Source organism: Flagellimonas olearia (assembly GCF_004150225.1).
GTDB lineage: Bacteria > Bacteroidota > Bacteroidia > Flavobacteriales > Flavobacteriaceae > Flagellimonas > Flagellimonas olearia.
This window is the reverse complement of sequence record NZ_ML142912.1, coordinates 156471-171565: the sequence shown is the minus strand read 5'-3', so window position 1 is coordinate 171565 and position 15095 is coordinate 156471. Positions and strand designations below refer to the sequence as shown.

Below are 15095 nucleotides of genomic sequence, written 5' to 3'. Positions count from 1 at the left end.
AAAGGGTATTGACAACTGGCTCGCCATTAAAGAAATCCAGAATAGTTTATTTGAAAACGAATGAGGAGGACCCGATACCTGATTCATTTGAATATCCCCATTTTTATACGCCCATTGCCATAGCCAAGAAAGCGGCGAAAGACCTTCAAAATAGATTGCATCAAAATTTGCCGGAATTGGTGAATCAACCCACAGGACGTATGTTAGGGGTTCTAGTGGTACAGACCAAAAACGGAGTGCTTGGCTACCTCAGTGCTTATTCGGGTGAGCTGCAACCTGAGTTGGAAACACTCCCTTTTGTACCTCCTGTTCATCAATTGCCCAAAGGAGGTAACTTTCCAGAAATGGCCGCTATCAACACCATTAACAAAGAGGTTAAAGCGTTGGAAGAAAGTGATGGATTCATCAGTGCCGAGCAACACCTAAAAAAGATAACCAAAGAGACTAAAGAAAATATTCTGGCGGCCAAGAAAGCGGCAAAAAAAAGCAAATCGGAACGTGCCAGACTTAGACAAGAGTCAATTTACCTTCCAGAAAAAGAACGCCAAGAACTCTTGGAAGAGTTGACAAAGCAAGGCACCAACGCAGGAATGGACCTGAGACGTTTTACCCGTTCCGAGAACTTGCGGTTGGAAAAAGCCTTGGCTGCATATAGGAAATTCGCAGAACAAATTGAAGCGCTCAAAACCCTACGTAAAACCAAATCCACCGAGCTGCAGGACGCCATTTTCAAGTCATTCATTTTTTTGAACGGGGAAGGAGAGGGCAAATCCGTCAAAACGGTATTTACCGATTTTGGGGTGGATGTACCACCGGCCGGAGCAGGAGAATGTGCTGCTCCAAAACTGTTTCAATACGCCTTTAAGCAAGAAATGAAACCTGTGGCACTAGCCGAGTTTTGGTGGGGACCATCTCCCAATTCGGAAATACGGGAACATGGCAAATTTTACCCGGCCTGTAAAGGTAAATGCCGACCTATTCTGGCACATATGCTCAAAGGAATTCCTGTAAAACCTAACCCCTTGCTGGAAAATTTTGGCGCGGGAAAGAAACTGGAAATTCTTTTTGAGGACGAACATTTGGTGGTCGTAAACAAACCCACTGGCATGTTGTCCGTCCCAGGCAGGTACATCAAAGATTCCGTCAAATCGCGCATTCTGGAACAATACCCCAACGCTAACGGCCCAATGATCGTACATCGCCTGGATCAGGACACCTCTGGAGTTATGATCGTTGCCCTATCCAAAAAAGCGCACAAACTGTTACAACAACAATTCTTGGAGCGTACCATTCACAAAACCTATTTTGCACTTCTAGAAAAACCTATTGAAGAAAACACTGGGGAGATTGCACTTCCCCTTATCCTGGATATCAATAACAGACCCATGCAAATGGTAAATTATGAACACGGCAAACCTGCTTTGACACGATATGAGGTCATAAAAAAGACCACCTCCCAAACCTTGATCAAATTGAATCCCATAACGGGGCGTTCGCATCAATTGCGGGTACACTGTGCATATAAACTAGGGCTACATGCGCCCATTGTGGGAGACAATTTATACGGCACCCCTTCAGAACGACTCTGTTTACATGCGCAACAGGTTGAATTTCTTCATCCCATGACCCAAGAGACAATGAACATCAAGGTAGAAGTACCTTTCGGTATTTAAAAATTTTGACGATTTAGACTCACTTTCCAACTGCCAAGAAAAAATTATCAGATCCTTTTCTTAACCATGTATTGCATGGAGTTCTACAATCAGAATAAATAGCATTCTGCCCACAAATTTCTTCAACCAATCTTGTATCCCACGAAATGGGAATCCCCAACTCTTCATGAAGTTTCACCCCTACAACTTTAAACTTGAACGACTTTACTTCTTCCAATATCTTCTTAACTGATGTACATCTTTGAGCTATGCTCCATGCCGTAGAATTAACTACTTTATCCACTACATTTTTTTTGTTAAAGGTGACCACTCCACTAGTACTATCCCAATAACAATCAATTCCCTGAGAAGTTCTGAACTTTATATTGTTATTTACAGCTTCATATTCGATGATTTTCAAACTATTATCCCGCAATTTATCCCCAATATAAATCGGGTTCAACTTTAAATTTTTAAGATATTCTTGAAAAACTCTATTGACATCAATATCCCTATCTGAGTAATACGCTATTTTATTTGTATTGTTTCTTAAATCATTTTTAATAGCCATAAAATCAATTTGTGATATTGTTTTTTGACTATTGGCCAACAATCTCTTTACCGCATTATTTTTGCGGATTCTATTTTTTTCTTCTTCCTCCTTTTTGAGACTTAAAGCTATCTTTCGTTCCTCTTCTTTGATGGATGCTTCTTTGGATTCCAGTTGTTTTTTTAAGGAAATGATAGTGTTGTCTTGGTTCACATGTTTCAAATAGTGTAATTCAATCTTGTCCAACTCATTTAAGGTTGTTGACTGATTTATCCTATTTGAAATATAAGGATGAATGTTAGAGACAATTGCAGTTCTTCTGTTTATTATTTCCTTTTGTAATTCCTTGACTATTGGGTAGTTCAAGAAATTAGAGTAGGATTTTTGGAAATCATTGTAAAAGGAGGCTGTTTTGTCAAAGGAACCCTCATCCATCCCTATTTGTTTCAAAACAATTCTCTCCTGTGTTATAATTGAGGTTAAAATTGAACCTATTCTCTCATTTATAATTTTATTTACATTCTCCTTGGTCATATTACTGGACCTATTGTAAATCATGCTATAAGAGGTCCTAAAATTATAGAGCTGTTGAAGTGATGTAGCACTTACATCCTTTAAAGCATACTCATTTGCCTTAGACAACAGTGTCCTATCCGCGACAATTGTTTTTTGTTCAATTATTAAATTCAGAAGGTACTCTATTTCTGAAGGCATGAGCATGCCAAACTTGGTTTTCGCACTACTTTCGTATTTAATGATGTCATCAAAAGATGCACTGCCAAGTTTTAACTTATGTACCAAATCTGAATATTCAATTCGCAGTTTATTCAAATCGGCACTTTTGGTCTTCACCCTTTCAGTGACTCTTTGGTTCCACAATGGCTCTAAACCGAAATGGTGCAACCATCCTATATGCTCTAAACTCTCATACTTTTTTTTAGACCTACAGTTTCTGAGTTTTTTCCATTTTGACGTACCCAGCGTTAGATTAAACTTGCCAAAGGATCTATTTGCAAAAGGAACAAAGTATTTATCAGAATATAAGTTGTAAAGTATCCTATTACTGATTTGACTACCGGACCTGACACGGCTTGTATTTAGGTCTGGAAATTCTTTTTCTATTATAGCATTCCACTCCTCCATGGAATCACAGTTCTGGGCACTCACCAAATCATAGTTGAACACACAAAGGATTATTAAAATTTGAAGTATGATTCTCATATTTTTTTATGCTTTGCCAAGCTAAGCCCTATATTTAGCACATGACTTTTTTTGAAACATCCTCAATAAGTACAAAGAGACATTTAAAAGTCCAGTAAAACCCATAGTAGTTATTTAAAAAGCCCTTCTTCCAAAGATACCTCTCCCATCTTTTTAGTCAACCCTAAATCTTCATACAATTCTATAATAGGGCTTTCTACATTGTATTTGAATTGAAACTTATGAGGAATTCTATATCTTTTGTTGTACGTTTTTTCCCTTTTGTAGAACCCAAGTTTAATTTTTTGCACGACGAAAAACCTATCAATATTTCTTTCTTCCAATTCTTCAGCTTTTTCCGGGGCAATCTTGAAAAACACGTTACCTTTTTGAGCCTCAGGTTCCTTTTCAAATCTTTGGTCAGGAATATATCTGACTATGATTTGTAATGGTGAAAAAGTATTGTTTGACAAATTTATTAACTCATTACTTTTTAAGCCTATATTAAGCCAGTAACCTTGATTTTTGAAGTCATACCTTCTACGATCAAGAGTCACACTACTTACCAAATAGCCGATTTCGAATCCATCTGCCCATATGTCTTCGCTCCATTCTTTTAGGGTGTTGTAATCATCCTGTAAAAAAGAGTCAAAACTTCTTTTTTGCTGGAATTCCGTAGCATTTTTCCCACCCCAATGGCCCATTACCCCATTTTTGGAACCCCCCATTGAGCCAGGGGTCCTATCCATGTCCCCAACTATTCTGTATGGGAACGTTTTACAAGAACCAATAGTTTCATTACAAAAATATTTAAGAAAAGTCTCTTGGGTTGACGAAAGATAGGTTACCCTTTTAACACCATTAATGGTCTGATCAGAATGGATTCCCAAGTTTTCCGCCCTGAGTTCATCTATACTTATGTCTTTTAGATATTTAAGCTCTATCAAAGAACTATATATTTCATAGTACCGTTCCAATTCTTTCTCGGATGAAGAATCTAGGTCTTTTGTCAACATTCCAAATCTGGGCAAGCCTTTGTAAGATTGTAATTCAAAATTTATAAAGTTCTCATTCGGAGATTTAAATAAAATTCCATCTTTAATTTTAACATGACCATCTTCTCCCTTATTATCTGTTCTTGGACTATCGGCAGAATCGTTGATGGATTTTTGTTTTTCATTTTCTTTTGAAGGACTGGGTTCTTTATCTTTTCCATTAAGTCTCTCATCAATAATTTCTTCTGTTAAAATGCCGGCTTCTTTTTTTACTTTTTCTTTAAGTTTTTTAAAGAATTGGGCATTTGAAGGAATGGAGTTAAGAATTAAAAAAGCAAAAATTGTTCTAAGTATAGTTTTTTTAATTTCCATATTTTTTAAGGTATAGCTAATTTTTACTCATGTACAAGGGAGGAATATTGCTAAATTCAATATCCTCATCTTCGTAAGACAGCTCTCCTACTTTAAGGGTCAGAGCCTCATCTTTGTAAAATTCCACTACAGGGCTTTCATGACAATAGTTAAACATTACTCGCTTGCTTCTCATGTTAACTTCCCGATTTGCCTCCTCAACTTGGGTAAATGATAATTTAATCTTCATAACGGCATACAACACCGAAGTCTTTTCATTTATCAGATTTTCTGCTGTGCTTTCATCCATTTTCAATAAAACATATATAGATTCGTTATCAGGATTCTTTTCATATCTATTTATGGGGAAATACCTACATACAAATCTTTGGGAATTAAGATTGGGTCCACTCTTTAAAGGATTGTTAACCCAATATCCCTTTCTTTCAAAATCGTAGGGATTACTTGATGTTAAACGGACATAGCTTACATTGTAGGCCATTTGTGTATCATCTTTCCAAAATGTTTTACTCCAATCGACCAAAGTAGGAGCATGTTTTTCCATGAAATCATTTTTTTTGCGTTCTTTTTCAAATTGATTGGCACCATACCCTCCCCAATTTCTTGCTACGCCACCTCTAGATCTTAAGTTGGGGGAATTTAAGATGGCATTTCGATTTTGATCGTTACAGTCCCCTCTCTCATCATTGCAGAAATACTTCAAGAAAGTCTCTGAAGATGTAGTGTTTAATATCAATGGTAGATTTAATATGTCACCATATTTTAACAGTAGTATGTCTGTATAGGTCGTATAACCCCATGGGAGTTTAGTTTTTGATCCCGAACCATATGAATCCAATACCCCAAATCTTGGCAAACCATTATGTTCTTGTACACTAAATGACCTAAAAGACTCATTAGGAGCATCAAAGGATAACCCCTGCGGTATCTCCTTTGTAGAAATTTGCCCTAATTTCACCCTCTCTTCTTTTTTTGTTTCTTCTTCCAGAGAGGTGTCTTCATTAGACTTTGTCTTCTTTTTTTTGGTAAGTCCATCAGCGACTTTATTTACTTCCTTTTTGGCGGCATCTTTCAATTTTTTTAAAAATTGGGCATCAGAAGTCTGAATCCCAATCATAAAACAACATGCTACTATGCCAAGAATCCTTTTGCTACACATATTTTGCTTGTTAAAAATCATTGTTGTAATTGAGGGAGGTGATTTTATTTTTAAGACCAGGATCAAGAAAAATATCCAAACTAGGACTTGCTATGGAATAAGATAAATCTATCTGCCCGCTTACTCCTCTGGAGGATATTTTCAATAATTCAATTTTTATTTTCTGAACAAGATAAAGATGTGGATAAGTTCCATATTCATTCTGGATACTCTTTGCTTCCTCAGAACTCATAGGTATCAGAACTTGCTTATAGCCGCTATTACGCTCATAACTGTTCCGGCCTATATATATAACATCCTTGATACTTGTTGGGGAGCCGTGCCTACTATAACCGTGGAAATTAAAGTTAAGGTCTGTAATGCTTTCCTTTAATGTTTGGGTAATGGCATCTTGTCGAATTTTTGACCAAAGACCTTCCTTTACAAAGTCATATTTAGAGGAGATGTCAATCACCGACACCAAATAAGCTTCCAAAGAATCATTTTCCCAAAAACCTATGGACCAATCCCTTAATGTTTTTAAATGATTGACAGTAAAGTCCTTGAACAATTCTAGTTGCCTAAACTCATCTGAACCCCTACCTCCCCAAATCCGACTAAAATTGAGATAGACAGATTTACCTTCATGATTTTTAAAATATTTGGCAAATGTCTCATCAGCACATAAAATGGGAGCTATCTTAAGCAAGTGTTCCTGAGCGATATAATTGTATAATTGATCCTTGTCATTGCGAAGCTGAATACTAGCGGGCCCATAATTGGTCAAGAGGTTATCTGAATTTAATTTGTCATAAAACTTTTCAAAAAAGAAAAGTTCAACCAAGCTGAAATATCTCTTGTAATTCCATCTAGTGATATCTTGGTATGATAGTTCCTTGGACCCCATACCAGGGTTATCCTTCCCCATTCCGTTTAGGACACCAAAGCGGGGCAACCCTTGATAGGTCTGTAGTTCTATGGGTAAAAAATTATTGTTCGGAGCGTCTAAACTAAAATCCTTGTTTTGCGCCATGGATATAATGGGGATGACAAAAAAAATCCATCCAAGTAAGACGAGGTGCGTATTTTTCATTTATTGCATTTGATTCCATCAAACCTAACCCAGCTTGGATTGATATCCTTACGGGTTCCCGTAATAACTATATCTGTGATAGAAAATTAGATGAATGGAAATGGAAAATCGATTAAATGCCCAGAAGCTCTTTATTACGTAAGTATATTCAACTAAATAAGCCCTAAATCCTTGGCATTTGCTATAAGCTGTATTGTGTTATTTGCCTTTAATTCCAATTTTAGCCTATTCAATCGCTTCTCAATGGAGCTCATACTGTTTGGGGATATTCCTTTTTTCTTTAATAGGGAAGATATTTCTGACTGGGTAAGACCATTTGACAAACTGGACATTAATTCTATATCAAAATCCTCAATTTCAAAAAGTTCCTTTTGATTAACATTACTGGCCAATTCAGGAGACAAATAAACAGTATTGTTCTTTATTGCACCTAATGCTTCCACCAAGTGCTTAAGCCCATACCTGCCTTTTAACACGTAGCCATCTATTTGTGACTTGTCAAAAAAAGTTTTAATTGTATTGTATCTACTCTCAACGGAATAAATGATCGCCTTTAGATCAGGATCCAAGAGCTTTAAAGTCCTCACCAGTTCATCCCCGGATTTTATAACACTGCCTCGATGGTCTTCCTTAAAGGAGAGGTCAGTAATGACCAAATCAAAAGGCACGTTATCTTTTTGGGCCCTTAAAAACTTCAAGTGGGCATCATCACAGTATAGGGACTGGACAACATCCTTTATTTTAGCTTCTTGTTTGAGCATCTGGGCAATTCCAAAACCAATGCTATCCAAATCCTCAACAACCAGTACTTTTTTGAACATTATCCAGACTTATACATGAAAAAGGATGGTGGCTTTCATTCCCTTTTCTGGTTCAGAATCAAAAATAAACGTTCCCCCAATGCCGCGAATACGGTTTTCCGTATTCTCCAGACCCAAACCCCTTTTTCTGCCTTTCTGAAATCCAACACCATTATCTTTATAGCTTATCCTCATGACCTTTTGTTGACGTTCAAAATCCAAGACAACCAAGGTGGACCCGCTATGTTTTTTCATATTCACCAAAAGTTCATTCAATGCTCTATGGATAGCGATTTTTTTGGAATCAGTTATGTTTTCCCATAGATCCTCTTTCATTCCTTTTATGGTAATTGTTACTTCCGGAGTTTGAAAAAAAGAAATGAGTTTTTTCAATTCTTCATTAAAATTATTTGTCTTTACATCTGCAGTTTCATGGGAAATATCCCTTGTTTTATGATAGATAACGTCCAAATTGTCCAATAACAATTCCTTTTTAAGATCAGGGGAATATTGCACACTGGCCATAACCCCATAGATAGTATTGGCCAGCTCATCGTGTATCTTTTTTGAAATTCTTCTTTCTGTATTATAAACCTCTTGTAAGGTTTTGTTTTTTTGTTTTTGTTTAAGAACCAGAAACAATGAAATTCCCCCAATTAAAAGCATACCGCTCAACGATAACAAAATTATTTTCTGGTTTTTTTGTTCCGCAACATAAGCCCGACGTTCAATGGCGTCTTTTTCCAATTGGGCTATGTGTTCCTTCTCTTGGTGGTCATCATACTTTAATTTGGCAAACTGGGTCTTTACCCTTAGCTCTTGTCCGTATATGCTATCGCTAAGTGTAATGTATCGACTCTTATATTTGATCTCTTGGGGATTCAACTTTATTTGAAGGCTTAAGGCATCCAACTCTCCTTGGGGTATCTGCAACTTTCTTGATAAAGTAATGGCCGTATCCAAATACCTAAGGGCCATTGTCGGTTCCTTTTCCAAAAAAAAATCAGCAATGTCCGTATAACTGGAAATCTGCCCTCGATAATCCTTATGGTTCTTTCTGATTTTCAATGCCTCACTAAAGCCTTTCTCAACATCAACACTGCCGTTCTTCCATTTTGCGTATGTATAGTTGTGGAGAATTCGGGCATAGCGCACAGCATTCTGGGAGGGTTCAGAATCTGACAATAACTTTTCCAATATATCCATAGATGATGTATAATCCTTGACATCTATATATGCGGTTGCCAAATTGTTTTTGTATGCAACCTTGTCATCATCCGAAGAAGTTGTTGCTATGGCTTTCTGAAAGTAATTTATGGCATCTTCATGGTTGGATAATTTGCGATTTACCGTTCCCAACTCATTTTGAACGGACGCTATATATTTGGCATCTTCCCCGCCCAAAAACTGAAGTGCCTCCACAAGGGTTTCCTTGGCCCCAAAAAAATCATTTTTGTTCTTTTGAATAATTCCCAAACGAAGTAACCTACGACCTACCTGATTGCTGTCCTTCACATAAAGAAAATGGTTCTTTGAAACATTGTGATAGAAAAATGCACTGTCGTACACCTGCTTGTTATCGTAGTATATTCCAATATCCCTAGCAGCTCGCGCAATGTAGAATGTATTATCCAGTTGAATTGCTCTTTTCAATGTTTGCACATCAACATAATGTGAACTATCCAATTGCCCCAATAAATAGTGCCCGTAGCTTTTGTTGTATAAAATGGCCAAGGCCAACGAGTCAAAGTCCTTTTCGGAAATTTTGCCAAGTGCGGTATTTAAATATTCCAATCGGGTTTTGGGGTCAATATTCTCCCCTTTGCTTTTTTCAAACAAAACCTCGACAGCGGAGTTAGTGCTGTTCTTCAGGTCTTGTTTACACCCAGTGACCCAACTAAAGACCAGAATGGGTAAAAACAATTTTAAAGAACCGTGGGATGAACACATTGGACTGGAATGGTTACATTAAGAAACCGCCCAATTATGGGCGGCTTTAAATTAATGATTTAATGTTTAACTGTTATTGATTTGGATCCCCCTTTTTTTCGCTAGGGGTTTCATCATCCCCCTCCGTTGCTTGTTCATATAAATCCATCTCTTCCTTAATACTCTCTTTTGTACATGAAACCTGTGTGCTTCCCAGAATAAGAAGCAACACCATTGCTTTAAATAAATTTCCCATTTTTTAAATTTTATCCGTTAATGATTCCTTTTAAAAAATGAGAGGCCTCTCAATTACGATTGTTCATCCATGAGCCCGATCCGAACAATTGTACCACAAACAAACAAAGGTTTTGCAACACTGATCAGTCATGTCATGACATGTCCGGACATGACTTGGTTTCTCTAGGGATTTTATAGGTTTTTTAGCTACATTTGGTTTGTGGCCATTACCAAACTTGACAGAAAACACGTCCCCCATTACATCTATATTATAGATGGTTTGCACAAACGTTTCAACGGTTTGGTAGACACCAAGGAAATTGTGGATTATTTAGAGGACAATGCATATTCCATATCTGAAAGGTCCCTGAACCGGGCATTGGTGCTACGGGAACAATTGAAGAATACAGAACATCTCAGTACAAAAATCCATATCCCAAGTAAAATTACCCTGGATGCCATTGTCAAATATGTATTTGGCATGGGTTCCAAATTCAGGGATTTGGTCACCAATCAAATTGATCGACAGGACGAGATCAACGAACACTATTCGGCACATCGCCCCACTGATGCCATTTTGGATGCTATTTTTAATCCAAAACCTGAAAAAATCTTGTTTTTGGATGCTCAGATAGATTTTTGCAAAAAGAGCAGAAATACAATAAAGGGTATGGGAGATAATGAGTTCAGTAAAGGTCTGCTAAAAGAATTTGAACATTTTAAGAACGAAGTCAAGGACGAGCTACTATTAAGGGACAGAATTATTTCCGACTTGGAAAGGAAAATCAATAGACTTGAAAAAAAGCAAAAATTGGCTTCCTTTGTCTATCGCTTTTTTGGTGGTATCGGATTGTTTTTTGTGCCTATAGATTACAGGGAGCTGACCCTTAATATTCTAATAAGTGACGCCCTTGAGGGGTGGGAACAGGTATCATTACCCGACATCTTGGACACAAATTGATTCAGAGTTGTGTCATTTCAAAATTCTCGGAGACATGCCAGTTACCATCATAGGTCTTATAGTGTATGGCCTTGGGTTTCACATAGCAGAAAACATATCCTTGATTGTTGATTTTATCAAACTCTATACGGTCAAGGTTCAACTCCACCCTCCAATTTTTCGAGAAATCATAGGGTTCTATTTTTAAATCATCTGGCAACTCCACCGAAATACCAAGGTTGGCTGTTTCTGGATAAACAAAAAATATATTTTTAAAAAAAAGTTCCCTTCCATTCCCATCCAGGGTATTGAGACTTACTTTTTTGGGGTCCAACCCCTTAAAATCAATAATATTTGATGACACAGAATATCTAAAACTCACTCTGTTTCCTATGGTAAAAGTGTATTGGGTCTTGTTGGCTTTGAAACCTTCCTTTGTTTTAAGTTTGGAAACAGGCTGATAAATACTTTTGATGCTTGTATCGGAACTATTTACCACCCAATTCTTGTAATGTTCAAAAATGCCTTCAGGAAAAGTAGTGGGCTTATAGTTGTCGTAAAAATCATTCGCAAATATTCTGGGGTATTGATATTCACTTTTCTTGGTCTTATCCATTGCGGCATTGGAAAAATTTCTAAATGCAAAAAATTTCCAGTCAATGTCTTCAATGGAAACCAATTTATTGGACAATACCATGGACAATAAGACATCATAATTAAAAAATGCTTTACTTGAATGTATTGCCACCGGTACTATGTTCTTGCTTTCCTTTTCCCAATGATTTAGGATTAAAAAGTCTTTTGCTGTTTTCCAATCCTCATCAGTAGGGTGTTTATATTGCAAAGCTATTGGGCGGACATGGTAAAATAAATACTTCATGTCGTTGTAATGAGACATATCAATATTATCAACTTCCAGTTTTAGCTTCCACCTGAGTTCATAAATAGGCTTTTCTATATTCTCTATCTTGACCTGTGCATACGCCTTATCGTTTTGATATACATAATATCCCATAAAACCAGGCGAATCGGTCACCATTAGCGAAGTACGCTTTGGGTCAATTTTTTTTGACCCTAAAAGATTGCCCAGATTTTCTTCTGCAAAACCCGTATTCCTCAGTTTTCCAAGATCAATCATTACCTGACCTTCTTCACTCTTGACCCGATTAGGCTCAATTATTACTGAAACATCTCTAGTCGGATGTTTGGCATTTTCAAGAATCCAGTCCTTATAGTACCCTGCCCATTGCTCTTTTGGCATTTTTACATTCTCTGACAAAGCAAATTGCATGCGTAAAAGCTTACTCCTAAGATCTGTTCGTTTTGCATATAGCTTGCTTCTTTTAAGGTGAAACTCCGCATGCTTTTCCCAGTCAACATCCTCCTCTAAGAGTATTTTTTCGCCTAGTAACATGGACAGTACCACATCATTATCCACTACAGGGGCATTCATGATATTTGCCACTTGGACGATTTTTTTATGATCAACAAAGACTTTAGGATTTTCCTTTATCAAACCTTCCTCAACAGATTTGCCCTTTAAATCCTGGGTAGGGCGCGTCGAATCAATGATTAAAGTAGAATCTCTAACCAAAGTGTCTACATTCACGCTTTTTTCGATTTCCTCAATTGGACTTGTTTCTTGTTCTTGTTTGTTCATGAACAGATCAATCAACTTATAGCCAACTAGTATAATCGCCAGGGTCTTGGCTATTATGAACAACCAAAACTTGACCTTTTGTTCTGTTCTAAGGTTCATGTAAAAAGAAACATCTGCTATTTACAAAGGAATTCAATTAAAATCAAAAAATATTTAATTTTCAATGATGAATTGAATCATTCGGAAGTCAAAAAGTAGCCCCGGCAAGAATCACCATATCAGGGTACGGCATAAACTTCGATTCCAAAGCTTCGCTTTGCACACTTTGGATGTTTGCGCGGCTACTTTGTAGCCCCGGCAAGAATCGAACTTGCATCTAAAGTTTAGGAAACTTCTATTCTATCCATTGAACTACGGGGCCATTCCTGAAAATGGACTGCAAAAATATGTTTTTTTGAAAAACTTTGCACTACCAATTGGCCTTTACTCAACATAAAGTCTTAGTATATGAAGAGCGCACAAACAGTTTCTAGGAGGAAAAACCGGCCCTCTTTCGTTCCTGTTGTAAGATTTTATCCAAAAAAGAACGGGAAAGTGGCTTGTCTATATACCCTGAAATGAGTTGATTCCCCTTGGCAATGGTCCTGTCCAACGTATTGGAAAAGGCTGACAGTATGTAGACCCTGGGAAGTACATGTCCTTTAAAGAGATTTTGAATATTCTCCAAAAAAGTCCACCCATTCATTCCTTCCATGACCAAGTCCAAAAAGACCACATCTGGCAGACTTCCATTATTCTCTACCAAGTCCAGAAACACGGAAAGGCCTTCCTCTCCACTGGCACAGGTAATAATATCAAAATCTCCTTGGGATTGCTGTATGCAGTAACGCGTCGCAAACTGGGACACTAAATCATCGTCTATGATACAAACGGTAAGCTTCATCTTGGGACTATAAGTAGGTTTGGGTGCTCCAAAGCTAAAGCCCTACTTCTGAGATGCCATCCAAACTCGTTGTTTTGCCCAAATATTCCGTTAAATCAACCTCAATGTGGCAATTTATCACTCAAAACACCATAGATAAAGGCTCCGAACAACGCCCCAACTATAACTATAAGTATGGGCCAAAAACCGGCACCCGCCAAAACATACATCGGTCCAGGGCATGCCCCTGCCAACGCCCAACCCAATCCAAAGAGCGTTCCTCCCACAATATATCGGGTAAAGGATTTCTCTTTGTCGGGTATGCTAATGGGTTCTCCTGAAAAGGATTTCACTTTTGATTTTTTGATCCATAAGACCAAAATAACCCCTACGGCCAAAGCAGAACCGATTATGCCATACATGTGAAAAGAATCGAATTGGAACATTTCATAAATCCTAAACCAAGAGGCCGCTTCCGATTTGTAAAGGACAATTCCCAAAAAAGTACCGATTAAAATATATGCCAAGTTCTTCATGATGCGAAAATTAAGGGGAACAACAAGTGAACCATGATCAGTCCACCAATAAAAAATCCGATGACCGCTATGAGCGAAGGTCGTTGCAGATTACTGAGACCGGAGATGGCATGTCCAGAAGTACACCCACCGGCATAACGGGTTCCGAAGCCCACCAAAAAACCTGCAATCAACAGAATGATCCAAATTTTTGGGTCGGACAACGATTCCAAACTAAAAAGCTCCGGGGGCAAATAGGCTTTTCCGGCGCTATCAAACCCCAATTCTTGAAGTTTGGTTACGGTTTTGGGTGAAATATCCACTGTGGGGTTGGGCGACAACCAATGTGCTCCCAAAAATCCTCCTATAACGGAGCCCAGAACCACCAATAGGTTCCAGCGTTTGGATTTAATATCCACTTTGAAGTAATCCGAAAACTTTCCCGCCCCACCAATAGAACAAAACGTCTCTAGGTTGGAAGACATTCCGAAACGTTTGCCCATTAAAATGAGCAGTGCCATGATCAGGGCTATAAGGGGGCCCGATACATACCAAGGCCATGTTTGATAAAGCATTTTCTCCAATTTATGACAAAGGTGGAGAAAATGCCTTAAATATCAAACCTACGGTTTCAACAGCAACTCTTGTCCGAGTCGGAAACGCCGAACTTTTTCAGGATATCTTCCAACAAGCACCATTTGGTTAATGATGATTGCAACAAATTGGCACCAACAAACGCAGTAAACCAAAGCCAATTGATGTTCACATAAATGGCCAAAATCAAACTGATCAATATAAATGTTCCTGCTACTCCTCTTACAATTCTATTTCTCATTTTAAGTATTTTAAACGGTTCTTTCAATAGGGATTTCCACCGCCTTTATGGGGTTGGTGGTCTCACTCTCCTCATTAAACTGTTTCAAGAGTTTGAACAGTTCGGTCACTTTTTCCCCTTCGGTGAACGAGAAAAACATATTGGAAGCGGCCCCACCTTTTTCACTGGGGAACCAACTGCTGGTATACATCAATGGGGCGGCTCCTTTGTATCCATCGATATCGGAACCGCTAAAACTTTCAACACCTGCCTTTTTAAAAATCTTCAGGACATCCTTTTTGTATTCCTCTACCGTGGTAACAATGATCATTTTCATG

The 15095-nt window shown here is 37.9% G+C and carries 15 protein-coding genes and 1 tRNA gene; 2 read left to right on the top strand and 14 right to left on the bottom strand.

Going from position 1 to position 15095, the window contains the following annotated elements:
• The first annotated feature begins 50 nt into the window (after nucleotides 1-50).
• The gene (locus DN53_RS14060; RefSeq protein WP_129655185.1) at nucleotides 51-1673 is read left to right on the top strand and encodes an RluA family pseudouridine synthase; all 1623 of its coding nucleotides are present in this window, start codon (nucleotides 51-53) and stop codon (nucleotides 1671-1673) included.
• A 19-nt stretch (nucleotides 1674-1692) separates the two neighbouring features.
• Here the strand turns inward: DN53_RS14060 and DN53_RS14055 are convergent, their stop codons facing one another.
• The 7 genes from DN53_RS14055 to DN53_RS17965 form a co-directional block, all read right to left on the bottom strand.
• Nucleotides 1693-3423, bottom strand: coding sequence for a hypothetical protein (locus DN53_RS14055; RefSeq protein WP_129655183.1), 1731 nt, complete (start codon nucleotides 3421-3423; stop codon nucleotides 1693-1695).
• Nucleotides 3424-3533: 110 nt separating this feature from the next.
• Nucleotides 3534-4769, bottom strand: coding sequence for a hypothetical protein (locus tag DN53_RS14050; protein ID WP_129655181.1), 1236 nt, complete (start codon nucleotides 4767-4769; stop codon nucleotides 3534-3536).
• 16 nt (nucleotides 4770-4785) lie between these two features.
• Nucleotides 4786-5949 carry a hypothetical protein gene (locus DN53_RS14045; RefSeq protein ID WP_129655179.1) on the bottom strand — a complete coding sequence of 388 codons (1164 nt, stop codon included), beginning with the start codon at nucleotides 5947-5949 and terminating at the stop codon, nucleotides 4786-4788.
• The gene (locus tag DN53_RS14040) at nucleotides 5939-6835 is read right to left on the bottom strand and encodes a hypothetical protein (RefSeq protein WP_129655177.1); all 897 of its coding nucleotides are present in this window, start codon (nucleotides 6833-6835) and stop codon (nucleotides 5939-5941) included. Before DN53_RS14040 ends, DN53_RS14045 begins: the two co-directional genes overlap by 11 nt.
• Before the next feature lie 317 nt (nucleotides 6836-7152).
• Nucleotides 7153-7821, bottom strand: coding sequence for a DNA-binding response regulator (locus tag DN53_RS14035; RefSeq protein ID WP_129655175.1), 669 nt, complete (start codon nucleotides 7819-7821; stop codon nucleotides 7153-7155).
• A gap of 9 nt (nucleotides 7822-7830) precedes the next feature.
• Nucleotides 7831-9750 (bottom strand): tetratricopeptide repeat-containing sensor histidine kinase, encoded by a 1920-nt coding sequence (locus tag DN53_RS14030; protein ID WP_129655173.1) that lies wholly within the window; start codon nucleotides 9748-9750, stop codon nucleotides 7831-7833.
• A gap of 73 nt (nucleotides 9751-9823) precedes the next feature.
• On the bottom strand, nucleotides 9824-9985 hold the full coding sequence (locus DN53_RS17965) for a hypothetical protein (protein WP_165357434.1): 162 nt from the start codon (nucleotides 9983-9985) through the stop codon (nucleotides 9824-9826).
• A 201-nt stretch (nucleotides 9986-10186) separates the two neighbouring features.
• Here DN53_RS17965 and DN53_RS14025 point away from each other — a divergent pair, with 201 nt between their 5' ends.
• Nucleotides 10187-10927, top strand: coding sequence for a hypothetical protein (locus DN53_RS14025; protein WP_129655172.1), 741 nt, complete (start codon nucleotides 10187-10189; stop codon nucleotides 10925-10927).
• A 1-nt stretch (nucleotide 10928) separates the two neighbouring features.
• On the opposite strand, the gene DN53_RS14020 is transcribed toward DN53_RS14025, so the two are convergent.
• The 7 genes from DN53_RS14020 to DN53_RS13990 all read right to left on the bottom strand — a co-directional run bounded on the left by DN53_RS14020 (nucleotide 10929) and on the right by DN53_RS13990 (nucleotide 15094).
• Entirely contained in the window at nucleotides 10929-12566 is a 1638-nt protein-coding gene (locus DN53_RS14020; RefSeq protein ID WP_129655170.1) for a hypothetical protein, read from the bottom strand.
• A gap of 289 nt (nucleotides 12567-12855) precedes the next feature.
• A tRNA-Arg gene (locus tag DN53_RS14015) sits at nucleotides 12856-12927 on the bottom strand.
• Nucleotides 12928-13035: 108 nt separating this feature from the next.
• Complete coding sequence (locus DN53_RS14010) at nucleotides 13036-13449, bottom strand: response regulator (RefSeq protein WP_129655168.1); 414 nt, start codon at nucleotides 13447-13449, stop codon at nucleotides 13036-13038.
• 101 nt (nucleotides 13450-13550) lie between these two features.
• A complete protein-coding gene (locus DN53_RS14005) occupies nucleotides 13551-13964 on the bottom strand; it encodes a DUF6691 family protein (protein WP_129655166.1) in 414 nt (137 codons plus the stop codon).
• Nucleotides 13961-14518 carry a YeeE/YedE family protein gene (locus DN53_RS14000; RefSeq protein ID WP_129655164.1) on the bottom strand — a complete coding sequence of 186 codons (558 nt, stop codon included), beginning with the start codon at nucleotides 14516-14518 and terminating at the stop codon, nucleotides 13961-13963. Before DN53_RS14000 ends, DN53_RS14005 begins: the two co-directional genes overlap by 4 nt.
• A 56-nt stretch (nucleotides 14519-14574) precedes the next feature.
• The gene (locus tag DN53_RS13995) at nucleotides 14575-14778 is read right to left on the bottom strand and encodes a YgaP family membrane protein (RefSeq protein ID WP_116216925.1); all 204 of its coding nucleotides are present in this window, start codon (nucleotides 14776-14778) and stop codon (nucleotides 14575-14577) included.
• A 10-nt stretch (nucleotides 14779-14788) separates the two neighbouring features.
• Nucleotides 14789-15094 carry a hypothetical protein gene (locus tag DN53_RS13990; protein WP_129655162.1) on the bottom strand — a complete coding sequence of 102 codons (306 nt, stop codon included), beginning with the start codon at nucleotides 15092-15094 and terminating at the stop codon, nucleotides 14789-14791.
• Nucleotide 15095: the final 1 nt, after the last annotated feature.